Origin of the sequence: Mucilaginibacter rivuli (assembly GCF_019391655.1) — a bacterium.
Lineage (GTDB): Bacteria > Bacteroidota > Bacteroidia > Sphingobacteriales > Sphingobacteriaceae > Mucilaginibacter > Mucilaginibacter rivuli.
Genome location: NZ_JAHXPQ010000002.1, coordinates 1 through 18,799, shown reverse-complemented (window position 1 = coordinate 18,799; position 18,799 = coordinate 1). Strand labels below are relative to the sequence as shown.

General features: G+C 43.0%; 15 protein-coding genes. 6 read left to right on the top strand and 9 right to left on the bottom strand.

Annotated features, from left to right (window positions below; all coding sequences use genetic code 11):
* Positions 1–170 precede the first annotated feature (170 nt).
* Entirely contained in the window at positions 171–3,974 is a 3,804-nt protein-coding gene (locus KXQ82_RS04225; RefSeq protein WP_219486917.1) for a YecA family protein, read from the top strand.
* A 936-nt stretch (positions 3,975–4,910) separates the two neighbouring features.
* Here KXQ82_RS04225 and KXQ82_RS04220 read toward each other — a convergent pair.
* The 9 genes from KXQ82_RS04220 to proS all read right to left on the bottom strand — a co-directional run bounded on the left by KXQ82_RS04220 (position 4,911) and on the right by proS (position 13,657).
* Entirely contained in the window at positions 4,911–6,056 is a 1,146-nt protein-coding gene (locus KXQ82_RS04220) for a tyrosine-type recombinase/integrase (protein WP_255563424.1), read from the bottom strand.
* A 10-nt stretch (positions 6,057–6,066) separates the two neighbouring features.
* Positions 6,067–6,627: a helix-turn-helix domain-containing protein gene (locus KXQ82_RS04215; RefSeq protein WP_219486916.1), complete on the bottom strand. Its 561-nt coding sequence runs from the start codon at positions 6,625–6,627 to the stop codon at positions 6,067–6,069.
* A 232-nt stretch (positions 6,628–6,859) separates the two neighbouring features.
* A complete protein-coding gene (gene mnmE / locus KXQ82_RS04210; protein ID WP_219486915.1) occupies positions 6,860–8,266 on the bottom strand; it encodes a tRNA uridine-5-carboxymethylaminomethyl(34) synthesis GTPase MnmE in 1,407 nt (468 codons plus the stop codon).
* A gap of 220 nt (positions 8,267–8,486) precedes the next feature.
* Entirely contained in the window at positions 8,487–8,867 is a 381-nt protein-coding gene (locus KXQ82_RS04205; RefSeq protein ID WP_219486914.1) for a hypothetical protein, read from the bottom strand.
* Positions 8,868–9,119: 252 nt separating this feature from the next.
* Complete coding sequence (locus KXQ82_RS04200; RefSeq protein ID WP_219486913.1) at positions 9,120–9,497, bottom strand: DUF5655 domain-containing protein; 378 nt, start codon at positions 9,495–9,497, stop codon at positions 9,120–9,122.
* Between the two features lie 146 nt (positions 9,498–9,643).
* Complete coding sequence (locus KXQ82_RS04195; RefSeq protein ID WP_255563423.1) at positions 9,644–10,498, bottom strand: TIGR02757 family protein; 855 nt, start codon at positions 10,496–10,498, stop codon at positions 9,644–9,646.
* Positions 10,488–10,913: an SMI1/KNR4 family protein gene (locus tag KXQ82_RS04190; RefSeq protein WP_219486912.1), complete on the bottom strand. Its 426-nt coding sequence runs from the start codon at positions 10,911–10,913 to the stop codon at positions 10,488–10,490. Before KXQ82_RS04190 ends, KXQ82_RS04195 begins: the two co-directional genes overlap by 11 nt.
* A 1-nt stretch (position 10,914) precedes the next feature.
* Positions 10,915–12,054, bottom strand: a complete 1,140-nt coding sequence (locus tag KXQ82_RS04185) for a cystathionine gamma-synthase (RefSeq protein WP_219486911.1) — start codon at positions 12,052–12,054, stop codon at positions 10,915–10,917.
* A 130-nt stretch (positions 12,055–12,184) separates the two neighbouring features.
* Positions 12,185–13,657 (bottom strand): proline--tRNA ligase, encoded by a 1,473-nt coding sequence (gene proS / locus KXQ82_RS04180; RefSeq protein ID WP_219486910.1) that lies wholly within the window; start codon positions 13,655–13,657, stop codon positions 12,185–12,187.
* Positions 13,658–13,756: 99 nt separating this feature from the next.
* Here proS and KXQ82_RS04175 point away from each other — a divergent pair, with 99 nt between their 5' ends.
* The 5 genes from KXQ82_RS04175 (at position 13,757) to KXQ82_RS04155 (ending at position 18,758) form a co-directional block, all read left to right on the top strand.
* Entirely contained in the window at positions 13,757–14,611 is an 855-nt protein-coding gene (locus KXQ82_RS04175) for a hypothetical protein (protein WP_219486909.1), read from the top strand.
* Positions 14,612–14,697: 86 nt separating this feature from the next.
* Positions 14,698–16,224, top strand: coding sequence for a hypothetical protein (locus KXQ82_RS04170; RefSeq protein ID WP_219486908.1), 1,527 nt, complete (start codon positions 14,698–14,700; stop codon positions 16,222–16,224).
* Positions 16,225–16,302: 78 nt separating this feature from the next.
* The gene (locus tag KXQ82_RS04165; protein WP_219486907.1) at positions 16,303–17,061 is read left to right on the top strand and encodes a DUF4905 domain-containing protein; all 759 of its coding nucleotides are present in this window, start codon (positions 16,303–16,305) and stop codon (positions 17,059–17,061) included.
* Positions 17,062–17,080: 19 nt separating this feature from the next.
* A complete protein-coding gene (locus tag KXQ82_RS04160) occupies positions 17,081–18,118 on the top strand; it encodes a DPBB and LysM peptidoglycan-binding domain-containing protein (RefSeq protein ID WP_219486906.1) in 1,038 nt (345 codons plus the stop codon).
* On the top strand, positions 18,111–18,758 hold the full coding sequence (locus KXQ82_RS04155) for a uridine kinase family protein (RefSeq protein ID WP_219486905.1): 648 nt from the start codon (positions 18,111–18,113) through the stop codon (positions 18,756–18,758). Before KXQ82_RS04160 ends, KXQ82_RS04155 begins: the two co-directional genes overlap by 8 nt.
* The last annotated feature ends 41 nt before the right edge of the window (positions 18,759–18,799 follow it).

The window sequence follows — 18,799 nt, the reverse complement described above, 5'->3', positions numbered from 1 at the left end:
TATCGACCTTTGATATTATAATTTACCAAATGTGGATAATATGGCAATTTGCATTCCTGGTTATTTACAGCATTTTTCAAAGGATAATTTCCATACAACATCAAAACAAATATTAAAGTCCCCTTTGAGTTGTGTAGAATATATTACTTTCATGAAATAATATCCAGGCAATGCAGAAAGTCCACCGGAACGATCCATGTCCTTGCGGAAGCGGGAAAAAATTCAAGAAATGCTGTATCAACGAGGCCGCCGCCGAAGAGCCATTTTCTTTCGGTGACTTCAAAGCGTCAATGCCTGAGATCCCGGAGGTTGATCTTACTTTTTTAAAGGCATTTGATCCGCTTGAAGTCTTGAAACTGCTCGGACTATTACAGGTACTTCCACAAAATCATGGCAAGAATATCCGGCTGGAAAGATTGATCAGCCGCGTTATCAATGACATAGGTGCTACAAAAGTTAACTATGATCGATCGACCGATTATAGAAGTTTATTGAAAGCGCTGAGGGCGAAATGTACCAAACACCCGTTTGAGGATCCCGCAGAAGAATTTCTTACGGACAACATCGTGTTTTTGAACGGGAATAACATCGTTTACCCCGGTATATTCTCAGATGCCGCCGCAATTGCCCAACGTAATCTCTATACCTTAACGCTGCGAAGGAGACTGCCGATCAGATTCATAAAGGAAACGTCGGAAGCGGTAATATTCCTTTTGCATATCCACGACCATATCGCCCGCCAACTCGGTCAATCCTATCGGATCTTCGAAGATATCAAAGAGGATGAATTGTATGTGCCATCGGCGGTACTGGCCGTAGAACAAAAAGAGTATTTTGAGTTCAGCGATAGTGAATTGGTTGCGATGTGCGGATCGAATATGCTGGATCCCGGGGTTATCGACCAATTTATTTTCAGTGTTCAGGGGCAAAAGATCGACCTTAGTAATCCCGATGAAAATCCGCTATTCCGAAAACCTTTTATTAAAATTGGTGATCGTTTTATTGTGCCGTTACCGACTGCGGAACTGGCCTGCATCAACGAATTCGTTTTAGAACAGGCAGAGAGACATGGGGTTCTGAACCAATACATCAGCTATTTCGCAGAAGATTGTCAGGAAGATGTCGATGAAATATTTAAACGGATGGGCTGGACATCATTGCAGTTTGAAAGTCCGGAATCAGAGCAGAGGTCGCCATATGTGATCGTAAAAGAATCGATGTTCCAGTTCGATACTGATAAGCTTGCTTTGGTCATCATGATCAACGAGGTGCCGACGCTCAAAGGTAAGCAGGTGCAGGATTTTGAGGCCATGACGAAAATATATACTGAAAGAATTGAAAGGGTTGTAGCGAGGATCAAAGAGAAAGACCCCGCCCGAAAGTTGCTGCTCGTCGAGATCATCAACAAAAGCAATATTCTGGACAACTTTTACATGGCGCTCCCCCCTCAAAAAGACATCGATCTTGAGATCGCTTTTTCTTTAACGGCGCTCGAGCTCCTGACCAGTAAATGGGATTTTGATCCCCTTACGATCTGGCAGTATGCTACTCATTTAAAAGAGACGGCGGATATAATTACCTTCATGCACCATAATACCCATCTTTCAAAATTCAAATGGTTCAAAGATAACAACGACAGCTTTTTTCAAAACGATGAGCGGCCCATGGAGATGGTGTTTTTCGATTTCGAAATAGAAGGCGGCGTTAAAAGGGATGCCAAATCCAAAAGTGACCGTATTGGAATACCATTTTTCAATGATGGGCAGACAGGTTATGTGCAATGTCATCGAAAGGAAAAATATTATCCGGTATATATTTCTAACGAGACCAAATTCGGCTTTTTTAGAAGTTGCCTGCTCAAATATTCGTGCCCGATATGGGTACAGAGCAATACGCTTAGTGACTACAATGCTGAAATGTATATGTCCGCATTATTATTTTGGCTACACGAGTGCTACGATGATCTTGCCTCCTTTATCGGTCAGTTCGGCGAGGTCCCGATCATGATCACCCTTCTTTTCCACAAAGAGTTCCGTGAACCGGAGAAATGGGACATTGGGGAAAGTGCCGAACCGTTTTCGCTGAAATATGAGATCAAAGACGTTATGCGGGCTGCCGAGATCAACATTCCAATTGAGGTCGTAAGCAGATTTGTGGGTTCAGGAAACCAGGGCGAAAGGTATTTCGTTACAGAGGTGATCGATATATTGGGAGCGCTCATAGAAAAACTTGGCACCGGATCCCGAATGACTGAAGATGCGAAAGGAACTGCCTTGGAACGGCACATGGCGCGGTCCATGAAAAAAATGATCATCATTACCGACTCGGATAATACGCCGATTTTATCGGATGTCGATCTACCCCGAGCGCGGAAAGTGCCGGATTTCGATGTTTCCTACCTATTGCAAAGCCAGGTTAAATGGTTGGCCTATAAAACCCCGATATCGAATAACATCACTGAAAAACCGGCAAAAGTAAAATTGCTGAATGACCTGGTAGCGGTGCATTTTCAAAAACTGATCGAAATGATCGCCGCTTATCCGGCAATACCACTACTTCATTTTTTGATGAAACAACACGAAAGCATCGTACAGAATCGGGAGCATAGAAAGATTTCTTATCCGGTTCAGGAGGCTTGCTATTCAAAGTTTTATAACGTTTTTGAGAAATTCAACGAAACAGAATCAGCCTTGGTTACCGTTGGCCTGGCGCTAAGAAGCCTCATTGAATTCGTCGCTTGCGAGATGCCCAGCGGTACCGCCATGGTCAACCACTCCGATACGGACAGGATGCTGGCTCACATGTCCGAATTACTTAATTGCGGGTCCATTTCAGACAGTGTAAACTATGATATTGCTGATCCCGAGATCGGTATCCTGAAATCCGGCCGCATCAAAATAGGTGCTTATATCAATAGTGATTTTGCACGTGATATTTACCAGGAGGACTTTGATCATTTTATCGCTGAGTTCCAACATAACTTCACCCGAGCAAAGAGAAAAGCTATTGCGGTAAAAGTGGCGGAACCTTATTTTGACCGCGTTGACGATATCTTTACTAAAGAATGGGGCATTACTGTTTGGAATATCGCCGGTGCCTGCAAACATATCTGTACGCAGTTACTTGTAGCCGGGAGCTCAGTCGAATTAGTTCCCGAGAGCGACATTTATAAAATGCTCGGATCGGGGCTGAGCGACGGTGAAATCAGCAGCCTGCTTTCTTTACTGACATTTGTTCAAAGAAATGGGGTAATGAATGTTCCCCAAAAGCAGCGCCACGAGATTTACCCGTGGAGGTATAACCGGCGAAATTCTTATTTATCGAGACCATTGATAAAATTGGTCATCAACGGGCAAAATTTCTATCTGCTTAGTGCCCGCCATATTTATATGGCCGGCCATAATATGGTGTCCAGATTTTTAGATGGAACGCTGAAAGTGGATGAAAAAAACTTTGGTATAAACAATTTACTCGCCGGACGGAATCATATCAAAGGGACTAATTTCAGGAATTCCGTTTGTAGCTGGCTAAAAGCAAATACCGGTTTGCAGGTCATATCCCATGAAGTAAAGATCAAACCGAAGGGTTTTTTTGTGGCAGATTCAGACAAAGGTGATATAGATGTTCTTTGTATCGATCATGATAAAAAGATCATTTACGCTATAGAATGTAAAAACACCACACAGGCAAAGATCGCATACGATATTTATAGTGAGATGAATAATTATATCGGTAAGGATGGCAAAGAAGGGATGATCATCAAACATATTAAGCGGGACCAATGGCTAAAAAGCAATATCGAACAGGTTCGGCAGAAGCTTAATATCGGAGATCCCTATCAGATCAGGTCATTCGTTTTGACCAATCATATCATGCCTACTAAATATGTTAAAGACTTGAAGATCCCTGCATTTTCATTTTCTGATTTAGAAAGGGGTAAAGTTTTTTCTGTTGCCCAAAAGCCCAAAAATTAGGCATAGTGTTGCATTTTGGTAATTAGAATATAAGTTCTTTTCAATGTAAAAGTATTCTCGAATCGAGCTACAGATTATGAGAGGGGTAATTGTTTTCTGAAATTTGTGTGCACATTTTGTGTACATAAAAAAACCCAACTCGTCCGAGTTGGGTTAAATCATTGATTTTCAGGCTCCTGAGGCTGGGCTCGAACCAGCGACCCTCTGATTAACAGTCATGAAACTAACTATATCCCGCAATAAAATATTCCCCTTTTAATCACTATAATACCTTTGTTAATGTCGGGATCTTGGTATGTTAGGTTCATTATAAATCACAGGCATCCCGAAAAATTCAGGTTTTTTTTTCAATATTTAATTCTGAAATCAGAAATTTGAATAACACGAATTTGTGCTTAAAATCAGTTCAAAAGCGTTTCAAAATGACTGGTGCCCATTTTGATTAGAAAGATTGAATAAAGCGTTTCTATCACTTTTTGACATATAAACATGATCCCATCGGGATCAAATAGAAATTTTAAATTTCTCTCCGTTAAAGATGATATCTCAAAACAATATTCTTAGCAATAGCCCGCAACAGTTCATGCTGATCCCTGACGCAAGTCTCAGCAATTGTCCATTCTTTACGAATGTTTGCCACTAACGTATATTCCTCATTATTGAAGCTAATTTTAATTTCTTGGGTATCCTTACTAATGTTTCTGGTCAGTATCTTATAGGTATAGTCCTGACCATTATAATGGATTCTTATCGGTAAACTCATTGCATTTCAAAGATAAGTATATGCGATTTAATTTGGGCCATGTAGCCTATTGATTTCAAAAATCAATAGGCTACATGGCCCAATCGGCCGCTAATTAACCTCTATGGTAAATATGTTTAATTACCTAGAATCTATTATAGTTAGTTAGCCTCAATCTCTCCTCGTATCCTGTATTATTGCACCAACCGAAGTGTTCGATTAACTACCGTAGGTATTTCAACCTTTATACTTTTAGCAGCTTCCTTTTTCTTCCTGTCTACGACCTTTGCATAACGCTGGGTGGTCTTGACGTGACGATGCCCCAGCATCTTTGACACAGTATAAATGTCTACTCCTGAATCTATCTGTAACGTTGCGCAAGTATGACGCAAACAATTATAACTAAACTTTTTATTGATACCCGCCGAATTGATCCACTTTGATAAAAACAGACTGACTTTGTAATAGCTTAATCCTGGAAAAACAAAATCATCATTCTCACGCCTGTCGCCGAACAAGGCAAACACCTGATCTGAAATTGGCATCACCTCTACCCCATCCGTCTTTACTTGAGTAAATTGTAGAAAATGATTACCCTCCACTCCTCTGACCTCTCCCCAGGTCAGCACCTCAACATCACAAAACCTCAAACCTGTCAACGCTGACGTCAAACATACATTCTTATGAAATTGATCATCGACAGGGGTATTAATGAGTTTTTGAAGCTCATCTATTTCCAAAAACTCGATATGAACTTCCTTTTCCTTGATCGGCTCAACTATAGCATTCAAATCTTCGGTCAAAAGCTTATCCTTATAACACTTTTTAAGAATAGCTTTCAATTTCGCAAAATAGCTTACAGCTGTATTGCGAGACAATGGACCTTCCTTCTTGCCTATACCATGGGCACTTAACAAATACTTTTTGTACTCTTCGCACAAAGTCAGATTCAGGTCTACAAAACGTAGGTCCGGGCCTGCAAAATGTTTGAAATATCGCAATCCCATATCCCAATTGAAATAATTCGAACCCTTACGCTTATCTACTTCGATCTGAAAATAATCAAACACACTACCCTGGCGTTTGGCTGACGAAATAAAGCCAAAGTTTTCATTTTGAATATCCAGCTGCCTCCGGGCACAAACTGCCTGTGCCAGTATTAGCGTTTCCTTATTATGATTGGTTTCTATTTCGTTTCTGCTTTTCTTATGGATATAAAGCCCAAGAAACTCCCTCCTGGTAAAAGCACCGGTATCCGGATGCAATATGGGCGGATAAAAATCCAGATACAATGACACCATCCCCTTCGATATCCCTTTCTTTCTCAATGTAACTTTCATAATATTTATTTTAAGCGATCAATTGATCGATGATAGCCTTTGGTACATATACAAACTTTCCTTGTGATATTTTTTTGACCTGGTTTCGTTTCAAGAAATCAAACAAGGCTTTATTAGACATCCCGCTTATTTTCTCCGCCTGGCCTATGGTATAGCAATCAGCAATATTTACTTTAATTTCCTTTTTTTCAACTTTGGCAGGATTAGCCGGAGCCACCACATCAAACAGTTTATCGACATCAGCTTTCAAAATCCTGGTTTTTCTTTTAGATAAATTCTTGGCCTTTAGCCTTCCGCTATTGATCATATCATAAACAGCAACTTTTGAGCTGGTCAACAGTAACGCAACATCTGCCACCGTCAGATATTCTTTCTCCCTAACAGCAACCAGCGGTAAAGACTTAACGGCGATCGTTTCTTCATTACTGGCTTTTATTTTATCGTGTTTAAGTCTGGCTTTATATGCCCGCTTCGAACAATCGTCACCGCAATATTTGGTCACGGTAGTCCTTGCGATAAACTCCTTCGAGCAATGCTGGCAAATCCTTTTGATGTGAATATTTGAGCTCATAACAAGTTGATATAAAACAAATTTAACGTAATTAGATATAAATAAGTTTAAATAAGTAAGGTTATTTCACGTTCAAAATTTGATCAGGTAAAAAATCAAATCCGAGGTACAAATAAGGTACAAATCTACACAAAAGAAAGCAAAACAGACAACAAAGCGAGAAGGAATATTTTTACAAAAATCACTGATTAACAGTGACTTATATCGATATATTTTGTGATGATTTGCGGCACTATTTGCCGATACAAAACTTCGAAAATATATTATCCAAAAGATCATCAGTTGTAACCACACCTGTAATCTCGCCGAGGTAATGCAGGGCTTGTTTGATGTCGAGGGCCAAAAAATCGGAGGCGATGGGGTTGTCTATCCCGCCAAGGACACGGATAAGGGCGTCTTCTGTTTTTTGGAGGGCTTCGAGGTGGCGGATGTTGGTGACCAGGGTTTCGTCGCCGCTGAGTTGGCCGTGAATGGCGCTGTTGTATATGGCTTGTTTAAGTTCGGTTATGTGCTGTTTTTGTTTTGCGGATATGGTAATCAGCTTTACCTCATCAGGTAATTTAAATCCTTCGGCCAAGGCGCTGTTGTTGAGGAGATCGATCTTGTTGGCTATGGCCAGTACGGGCAGGCCGGGGTGCAGTAGTTCTTCAATATCTTTTTGTACTTCGTCGCCGGTCATATTTTCGGCATCGAAAACGTATAACAGCAGGGCGCTCTGGCTTATTTTTTCGAGGGTTTTTTGTACGCCGATGGCTTCGATGGTGTCGGTGGCTTCGCGCAGGCCGGCGGTATCTATCAGGCGGAAGTTGATACCGTTGATATTGAGCACTTCTTCGATGGTATCGCGGGTGGTGCCGGCAATATGGCTAACTATGGCGCGTTCTTCGTTTAACAGGGCATTCAACAGGGTAGATTTACCGGCATTTGGCCTTCCGGCGATGACGGTGTTTACGCCCATTTTTATGGCGTTGCCCAATTCGAACGATTGAATGAGTTTGCTGATCATCTTACTGATATCAACTACGAGTTGCTTTAACTGATCGCGGTTGGCAAACTCTACGTCTTCTTCCGAGAAATCGAGTTCCAGTTCTATCAGTGATGCAAAGGTGACCAGTTGTTCGCGCAGTTGTTTGAGTTCGCTGCTGTAACCGCCGCGCAGTTGCTGCATGGCTACCTGTTGTGATGCTTTGGAATTAGCGGCTATCAGGTCGGCCACGGCTTCGGCCTGGCTTAGGTCGAGCTGGCCGTTGATGAAGGCGCGCAAGGTGAACTCGCCTGGCTTCGCGCCACGGGCGCCTTGTTTGATGAACAGTTTTATTATCGATTCGATGATGTATGCAGAGCCGTGGCATGAAACTTCTACTACGTTTTCGCGTGTGTAGGAGCTTGGCGCGATGAATATGGATGCCAGTACTTCATCAAGCACTATATCGCCATCAACAATATTTCCAAAATGAATGGTGTGCGACTTTTGTTTGGTGAGATCTTTCCCGCGAAAAACACTGTTGGCAATCATAATAGCATCGGGCCCCGAAAGGCGGATCACAGCGATGGCCCCTACCCCGTTGGCGGTAGCTAGGGCTACAATAGTTTCTTCTTTTGACGGATTACGGGTTACGGGTTGTGCGTTATGGGCCATTTAGGCAAAGGTCGGGAATTGGGGGGAGTTTTCATAGTCCATAGTCCATAGTCCATAGTCCATAGTCCATAGTCCATAGTCCATAGTCCATAGTCCATAGTCCATAGTCCATAGTGGGAACTTCTGTACGAAATATTGTATTGTGTTTGTTTGATAATTTATTTTATTTAAAATAAACTATCGCTTTTGTTTATCGGGCACGGCTTTGTGATATAGCCGTTTACCCGATGTCCCTTAATTTATTTTCTTCGGCAGGATGTGCGGCCAGTTCATCGTAGTTGATGAGCGGGCGCAGTTTTGTTTCTGTAGCTGCAGCCGTATTTTCTTCTACGCGGTATTGCGATACCTCGCCGGGTTTGGCATAGCTGTAGCCTAAGCGCTTGTTCTCTTCTTCGATAAAGGCAAAAAGGTCGCCTAGGCTGGTGTATACATTCTGCAAAAATTTATAATTTGTTGATGTAAGGCATGAGCCGGTATCGTGATTGCCCTTGCCGGGTTCGCAAAAGTTGAGTTTAGTGATTACCCCGTTAATCAGTTCAACCTCAAATTTGCCCTCGTTATGCCACACGAGGTTGTTTTTTATTTCTCTGTAATTATCCATGGCGTTTAGTATTTATTTATCATAAGCAATGTTCTGTAAACCTCACATAGTTAGCTTGCTATGGTTATGGTTGCTTAAATAGCAATACAATGTATATGCCAAGATACATTTTGCCGATAAAAGGCATAATTGAATAATACCTAAGCCCTTTTAGTTATATAAGCGTACTTAAACGGACCATGAGTGTATGTTTTAACATACTTGCAAACAAAGGGTTACTATGCGGGAAACTCGCGACGGAAGGGGAATGATTCAGGAATTATAAGCCAATTTCATGTAATGCAAAACCTCGTCATTCACATCTTCGGGCAGGAAGATGCGTAAGTGGTGGTTGCATTGCACATCGCCGGGTACCTGGGCTATTTTTTGGAAACAGAGGTTATCATCATACCGTTGTTTGAAAGGAAATATAACGTGCACAAAGTTTTTGCCCAGTTGCGTAACGTACGCAATACGTTTATTGGGATTGGCAATACCGATCATGGTTTTGGCGGGCTGCACGGTTACGTGGCCCAGTTTTTTATACTCGTTAACGAAGTGATGGAAGAGCATCAATGTATGTTCTGACTTCCCGGCAAGGAAAGCCTGCAGGTCTTCGGCTGAGCCATCGGTGAGGAGGTCGGGATTCATTAATGCAAGGTAGGGAATATTGAATTAAATAGATAATTCAGTTTTAACCACAGAGTTCGCAAAGAGAAGAAACACAGAGTGCACTGAGTTTTAAAAAAGCGATTTCCTTAATCAGCAAAATCATAAAAATCAATGAAAATCAGCGGTCAAAATTTCTCCTCTATCCCCAACCCAAATAAAGCAAAATCGTACTTCACAGGATCTACCGGGTCAAATTCTTTTAGCCTTTCGGTGAGCTCGACGGCGGTTTGCCAGTCGGTTTGTTTGCGGGTGATGAGGTTGAGCTTGCGGGCCACACGGTCGACGTGCAGGTCGCAGGGCATGATGAGGTCGGCGGGTTTGATGTGGTTCCAGATGCCGAAATCGACGCCATTATCATCTTTTCGTACCATCCAGCGGAGGAACATGTTGAGCCTTTTGCAGGTTGATTTTTGTGACGGTGATGATACGTGCTTGCGGGTGCGGTGCGGGTAATCGGGTAGTGAGAAAAAGTATTCTCTAAAATGGTTGAGGGAACTTTCGGTAGTAGTTACTTCTTGGTTTTTGATTAGCATGTGCAGAGGTTGCTTCGTTCCTCGCAATGACGCACTATTATTAAATGGTGCTTCATTATTATTTGACGATAAAAACGCTGCTTCCAGCGACTCATGGCTTTCGTAATGATACCTGAAAAAGCTGATGAAGTACAGGGTATCGATATCGTTAAAGGTGCGATGTTTGAAGTGGAGGAGTTTTTTGAGGTCGGGCTCCTGGTGGTTAATAATGAAATCGTAAGGTGCGCCGTCCATCAGGGCAATGAGTTCTTTACATTTATTGATGATGGTAACCCGCTGCCCCCAGGCCAGTGTAGCCGCCCAGAAACCCATGATCTCGATATCCTGCTTTTTGGTGAACAGGTGTGGGATGCAAATGGGGTCGTTCTTAATAAAATCAGGGCGATTATATTGAATGACTTTAGAATCAAGAAAAGCTTTAAGATTTTCCAGGTTTTCAAACATCATCTAAAAGGAGTTGTGAATCACTGTTGATTAATTCTATTATTTGTCGGAATGATTCTGCGATGAAATCCACAGGACCTTGTTGATGATGCGTCCAGGCTCTGAATAGTCCCGTTTTGTTCTTATTGAAGCCATATTGACATAGTGAAATAGAATGGTCGCTAAACATGATGAGTTCTTTCGTTTTGTCGTAGTCAGCTAAAATTCGTTCCAAAGACCATAGAGAAAGCATAAAAAAACCACGAAATTCGAAATCAACAAAACCGTTTACTGTTAAGTATAATTGTTTGAAATCGTCCGGAAATGAAAATCCAATTTGCTCCTCCGCATTAGCAATATCAGCGACAGTTACTGCCGGATTCAACTTAAGCCCTTCTATTGTCCACTGAGAAATAGCTTTTTGGACCCAGCTTTCCATCTTAAGCTAACGCTTGTTCCAAATCTTCCAGCAAATCATCAATATCCTCTACCCCTACGCTCAGGCGCAGCAGGCTGTCAACTACGCCTACCCTGTCGCGGTCGGCTTTGGGGATGGAGCCGTGGGTCATGCTTACGGGGTGGTTCAACAGCGATTCTACACCGCCGAGCGATTCGGCAAGGGTGAATACTTTGAATTTGGATGCGAGGGCGTAAGTGCTCTCTAATGTTGCTCCTTTTACGGTGAAGGATATCATCCCACCAAAATCGCGCATTTGCTTTTTGGCTATGGCGTGGTTAGGGTGATCTTCGAAACCTGGCCAGTAAAGCTTGTCGATCTTTGGGTGTTTTTTGAGGTACTCGGCAACTTTGCGGCCGTTCTCGCAATGGGCTTTCATGCGCAGGTGCAGGGTTTTGATACCGCGCAAAACCAGGAAGCTATCCATAGGGCCGGGGGTCGCGCCGGTAGCGTTGTAAATAAACCAAAGCTTTTTGTACAGCTCATCGTCGTTCATCATCAATGCGCCCATTACCACATCCGAGTGGCCGCCGAGGTATTTGGTGGCGGAGTGCATGGCGATATCGGCACCAAGGTCGATAGGGTTTTGCAGGTATGGCGACGCGAAGGTGTTATCTACGCAAAGTAAAATATTTTTTGGCTTGGTGATGTTGGCGATAGCCTCGATATCCACAATTTTCATGGTGGGATTGGTAGGCGTTTCTATCCAAACCAGCTTGGTTTTATCGGTAATGTACGGCAGGATGTTCGCCGCATCTGACATATCGATAAAATGGAATTTGATACCAAAGTTGGCGAAAATCTTGGTAAACATGCGGTATGATCCGCCGTAGAGGTCGTCGCCGGTGATCACCTCATCCCCTGGCATCAGCAGCTTCATCACAGCATCGGTTGCACCCAGGCCGCTCGAAAAAGCAAGGCCGTATTTGGCGTCCTCCAAAGCTGCCAGGCATTGCTCCAACGCATTGCGGGTTGGATTGGTACCGCGCGAATACTCGTAACCTTTATGATCGCCGGGCGTTTTTTGCGCGTAGGTTGAGGTTTGGTATATGGGCGTCATCACCGCGCCTGTGGTTGGATCGGGCTCTTGCCCTGCATGTATGGCTTTGGTTGCGAATTTCATTTTTTTTGTTGTAAGGTTGAAATGTTACAATGTTTGAAAGTTGTCAAGTTCAAATGTTGAACATCAAAAGTATAGCATTTAGCCCTGCAATTAACATTGCAACATTAAAACCTTACAACTTTACAACAAATCAATACGCCCTTGCAAACAGCACCCTTTGTGTTGATGGTTTGCCGGATAGTATACATGTGCCGTCTTCCAGTTTGTTATCTAAAGGGATACAGCGTATGGTTGCTTTTGTTTCTTGTTTGATGCGTTCCTCGGTTTCGGGTGTGCCGTCCCAATGGGCGGAGATAAAGCCGGGGGTTTCATCGAGCATTTTTTTGAACTCGTCGTAAGTATTTGCCTCGCGGGTGTTCTCGGTGCGGAAGTTGAGCGCTTTTTGGTAAATATTGGCTTGTATCTCTACCAATAATCCATCTATCATTTCAGCCAAACCTGCTTGTTGAACGGTCTCTTTAGTTTTTGTATCGCGACGAGCCAATTCTACGGTGCCATTTGCCAGGTCGCGGCCGCCAATGGCAACACGCAACGGGATACCTTTCAATTCGTACTCGGCAAATTTAAAGCCGGGGCGCTGGGTATCGCGGTTATCATATTTTACACGGATATTTTTCGCTTTCAGTTCTTTGGTCAGGGTAGCTACAAATTCAGAGATCTGCGCCAGCTCTTCTTCGCTGCGGAAGATGGGAACGATAACTACCTGCGTAGGCGCCAGTTTTGGTGGCAGTACCAGGCCTGCATCATCAGAGTGTGCCATTACCAGCGCACCCATTAAACGGGTAGACACCCCCCATGAGGTTGCCCAAACGTAATCGAGCTTTCCCTCTTTATTGGCAAATTTCACATCAAAAGCCTTGGCGAAATTTTGACCTAAAAAGTGCGAGGTACCTGCCTGAAGGGCTTTACCATCCTGCATTAAAGCTTCGATACAATAGGTATCCAGGGCACCGGCGAAACGCTCGTTAGCTGTTTTGCGGCCTTTTACAACAGGCAGCGCTAACCAGTTTTCGGCAAAATCGGCATACACGTTCAGCATTTGCTCGGTTTCGGCTATGGCTTCTTCGGCGGTAGCGTGAGCGGTGTGGCCCTCCTGCCATAAAAATTCGGTGGTACGGAGGAACAAACGGGTGCGCATTTCCCAGCGTACAACGTTGGCCCATTGGTTTATTAAAAGGGGCAGATCGCGGTAAGATTGGATCCATCCCCGGTAGGTATTCCAAATGATGGTTTCGGATGTTGGGCGAACTATTAATTCTTCTTCCAGTTTCGCATCTTCATCCACAATAATATTACCGTTACCATCGTTCTTTAGCCTGTAGTGTGTAACTACCGCACATTCTTTAGCAAAGCCATCCACGTGGCTGGCCTCTTTTGAAAAGAAAGATTTTGGGATGAACAGCGGGAAATACGCGTTACTATGCCCTGTATCTTTAAACATTTGATCGAGTGCGGCCTGCATTTTTTCCCAGATGGAGTATCCGTATGGTTTTATTACCATGCAGCCCTTAACTGCGGAATGTTCTGCCAGGTCGGCTTTAACAACCAAGCCGTTAAACCATTGTGAATAATCTTCGTCTTTACTGATGACCCCTTTGCTCATGATTAGAATGAAATATGACTTAAACGTTATTTTATTATTGACGCCAAATTTATAAATTTATACTTTATTTAACCTTTTACTTTACAACCAATATAAATTATGAAACGGAACCTTACATTAGGAATACTATTTATCAGCGTGGTTGCGCTGAGTTCCTGTTCTACACAAAATAAATTAGTTTCGGCAGTCAATTCCGATGATGTATATTTCACCAAAGCCAAAGCCGGCGATGAACCCGTTTATGCAGCAGTAAATACGGATACCTATCGCCATGATAATTACTCTAACAATGAAAGAAGTGCCGATTACTATTATTATGATAGTTATGAATCGCGCCTGAACCGTTTTTATGGTTACTCACCATACGGATCATCATATTATAGCAACGCATATTATGGTTACAGCCCTTTTAACCCATACAGTACGGGCATTAGCATAGGTTTAGGCCTGGGTTATGGCGCGTATAACTATTACGGCTATTCGCCTTATGGCTATAGCTATAATCCATTCTATTCATACAGTCCTTATGGTTATAACGCATATGGCTACGGTTACGGTGGTGGCTCATACTGGGGGCCATATTCTTATTACAATACAATACCGGGTTATGGTTACAGCGGGGGTAATACCGTAGTAAGCGGAAGGCCATATCGCGGTTCTGGCTTACCGGGAGCAGGTGTTGGCGGCACTTATACAGGTTATGGCAACGCATCAAGCTATCCGCCAAGCAACAGGCCTACAAGGGCATCAGTAAGCAGCCCTAATAATGGTGGCCAAACTGTTAGCCAGCGTCCAACACGTACTACTACCGTTCAACCACAATATCAGCCACAGGTACAACAATATACCCCACCGGCTAGCAATAATAACTCAGGGTCGTCATCATCATCTTCTTCAAGCTCTTCATCCTCTGGTTCATCATCTTCGGGTGGCGGCAGGCCGGTAAGACCTTAATACCATATTTAAAAAACCGTGCGGGTTTATTTTACACCACGTGCAACCTGCACGGTTTTTTATACATCTCTAATATAAATAACCAAATGAAAAAAAAATATTTACTGGCTGTAGTGGTTATAGTAGCCACTACCAAAGATAGTTTTGCCCAATTCTCGCAGGATGCGATAAGGTTTTCAACCTCGCAAACCGGGTCTACAGCAAGGCTAAAGGCTATAGGTAATGCTACAACAGCCATAGGTGGCGATCTGAGTTCAATAAGCAGCAATGCCGCGGGCTTAGGCTTTTATACCAGTTCGGACGCGAGCTTTACCCCCGAATTTAATTTAACCGGTGTTAAGGCTACCTATTTAGGGCAAACCAATAACGCCAACAGCAATAATGTTAATTTTAACAATGCCGCAGTAGTATTTTATAATAAGTTAAATAGCCCGGCAGGTGCCAATAAAGGTGAAGGCTGGTTAAGTGTAAACTTTGGGGCATCATTTAACCGTACGGCAGATTATTATGAAAACATTAGCTACCGTGGTACTAATACCAAAAACTCGATCACAAATTACTATGCCGACCTTGCCAACTCACAAGGTGTTGATTATAACGGCAGCGCCTTGCAGGATGATGCAGCCAACCATATTATAATTGACAAGCATTTAAACGACCCGTTGGACCCAAGCAAAGGCTTCAGGTTTCAAAGTAATGTATTTGGCACATCGCCCGGGGTGCCAAACCAGCCGGTTAACCAGGCAGACAATATTATAAGGGATGGCGGGCGCACAGAGTTTGATTTTTCGGTTGGGGCCAATTACAGTAACCAATTTTATATTGGCGGAGGAATTGGTATAACAAGCATCAGGTATAATATGACAAGGACCTTTACTGAAAGCGGGATAGCTAACATTCAGCCAACTACAACGGCTTTTAATAATCCGTACACCAATACATACTCGCAAGTGCAGGCAACTACCGGTACAGGCTTTAACGCACGTATTGGTTTTATTTATAAGTTGATTGATGCCATACGCATTGGCGGCACCGTTACCACGCCTACCTGGTACACCATGCAGGATGATTTTTCTGAAAACCTGCAAACCGTTTATGGTAGCCCTTACAATCAAAGCTATGGCTATGGCCCGGTTGATTATCAAACCACCTATAGCTTTAGCTCGCCATGGAGATTAAGTGCCGGTATTGCCGCTTTTATTGGCAAATCGGGTTTCATCACAGGTGATTTTGAGTATCTTGATTATTCATCCGTTAGCCTTTCATCAGGCGATGGTTATTCAAATTCTTCGGATGACAATCACAGCATCAAAACCGCATACAAATCAACCGTTAACGCGCATGTGGGTGGTGAGTTAAAGTTAGATATGCTTTATTTACGTGCCGGCTATGGCATACAGGGCAGCCCGCCTAAAGGTTCAACCAATACCATTAATACGGTTAGCGGTGGCTTAGGCTACCACATTATGAATTATTATATTGATGCTACCTACACCAATAGCACCGGCACACAGTTAACTGCCCCGTATAATTTAAGTACCGGTACCGAGCCAACCGCAAGTTTAAATAAAACATCAAATAATGTATTCCTGACTTTCGGGATGAGGTTTTAATAACCTTATTAAATAAACAAATTGACCTGGTTCCGGTTGGAGCCGGGTTTTTTTCTGACTTTTGTTGATTGACAGGATATGATGTTACAAGCTTACATTAACGAAAACTTTGCCGGGCAGATATGGAAGCTGGTGATAGATGAAGCGGCCGGTCTGGTATTTGCCGAGATCCGCGACAGCGAAAACAGGCAGTTAAGCTTTGCAGGCCTGAACCTGGCTACCGGGAACACCCAATTTAAAGACCTTGTATTAGCTGAAAAATGGTTGTCAGGTTTAGCGGGCAGCTTTAACGGCACACTATTTTTGCATGGTTACCAATCGGCGCAAAGCCCCAATCAAAAAGGAATAACGGCTATTGACGGGAGTAACGGGAACGAACTTTGGGTCAATTATATCGACGCGATCGAACACATCAGTATAAATGGGCCGGTTACTTATAATACGCAGGTACAACCACCTAAATTATTTTTAACCGACGCGGCTACTGGTAAAACGGTAAGGCAATTTGATAAAAGTGCTGATATCGCACAGCAGCAAAATATCCTTGTTCCGGATATATTGAACCATATTCCTACAGGGTTTGAAGATAGCTTAACTGGCGAACCGGCAGGCAATGTTCATTACATGGAGCACAATAGTTTTAGAATTGTATCTTTGCACCTGCTTAATAACGGAATACTGAAGCAAATTTTACTGATCAGTAAAGACGGTGTGATTGTTTATAACGATTTATTAAATGAGTTTATACAAAAACTGCAACCCGAATCGTTTATAGTGTACCTGAACAAACTGATCTATATTAAAAACAAAACCGGATTGAAGGTTTTAAATTTATAACATCCTGTTAAAGAAGAACATGAATTTTAGATTTTTCCCACTCATAGCCCTCCTGTTAGCCTTATCGCCTTCGCTTTTTGCCCGCCACATTTTATTTGATTCTGTTGGTGTTGAAAACCAGGGCGGCAAAAAAGTAATACTCCATAAACTTGATCCTAAAGATAATTTTTACTCGATAGGCCGCAGGTATAACATTAGCCCTAAACTCATCATCGATTTTAACAAGGACGCTAAAATGGGTATCGGCGAAATTATAAAGGTGCCTACAAACATCCCTTTTACCGGTAACGCCACAACTGCTGTTGCTCAAAATAAACCACAAACACAGCCTGCTTACACACCGCCGGTGCAAAAGCCTGTAACGCAAACAACACCGGTATATAATCCGCCATTGCAAAAACCCGTTACAAATGCCGCGGCACAAAACAACCCCGCAACTACACAATATAAGGTATCGGCAGGCGAAACTTTATACGCCATATCAAGGCGCTTTAATACTACTGTTGATGATATTACCACATTAAATAACTTAAAATCTACCACGCTTTCGCCGGGGCAAATTATTTTGGTTAGGGCCGCCGTGCCGTCAGCAGAAAAACCCGCGGAGAAACCGGTTGATAAGCCCATAGAAAAGCCGGTTGAAAGACATATTACAACAACCCCGGTATATCAGCAACCACCCGTTGTTGCCAAACGCGACTCGACCATAGTTACAGCATCTGACAGTGTGGACAGCATGGGCCATCGTATTTTACGCAGCGGCAGCTTTGGCATGTATGAAAAGAATGAAAAAGGTGTAGGTATCTGGATAGAAGATCCGGATCTGAATGCCAACAAACAGATCATACTCCACCGCACCGCGCCTATAGGTACCGTAATAAAGATAACCAACCCTATGACCAACCGCACCACTTTTGCCCGGGTTGTTGGTCGTATTAATGATAATGAGAACACCAAAGACGCCATAGTTGTAATGACCAAAGGTGTTGCCGATGCGCTTGGTGCTTTAGATAAACGTTTCCATGTTAACATAAGCTACGGATCGCCGAATGAGTAAACCTTATATTATTGGAATTGCCGGCGGCAGTGGGTCGGGCAAAACCTTTTTTCTGAATTGTTTTTTAAAACATTTTACCAACGGAGAGGTATGCCTGGTATCGCAGGATGATTATTACATCCCGGTAGCGGATAACATGACGCCCGAGGAGAACAAACTCTACAACTTTGACCTGCCACATACCATAGACAGCGAACATTTCATCAGCGATCTGCACAAACTGATGGCCGGCGAAAGCTTTGTAAAAAAGGAATATACATTTGGCAACCCTAACGCGGTGCCTAAAATGCTTACCATACAGCCCGCCCCTATTATTATTGTGGAAGGCTTGTTTATTATGCACTTTAAAGAAATTGCCGAAGCAATTGACCTGAAGATATTTATTGATGCCGACGAGAACGTAGCCCTGCAGCGCCGCCTGCACCGCGACCTTGTGGAGCGCGGCTACTCGCACGATGATGTGATGTATAAGTGGATACACCACGTTGTGCCTGCATACAAAGATTTTTTACTACCATTTAAAGCCAAATGCGATAAGATCATTTTAAACAACAGCCACGTTGCCGATGATATTGTTGCCATAACCGAAGAGATAAGTAAGGAACTAAGGCAAAAAATGAATGATGGTAGGGTTGGTTAATCATTTTTGAATGATTGATTTATTGAATGATTGATGCCACG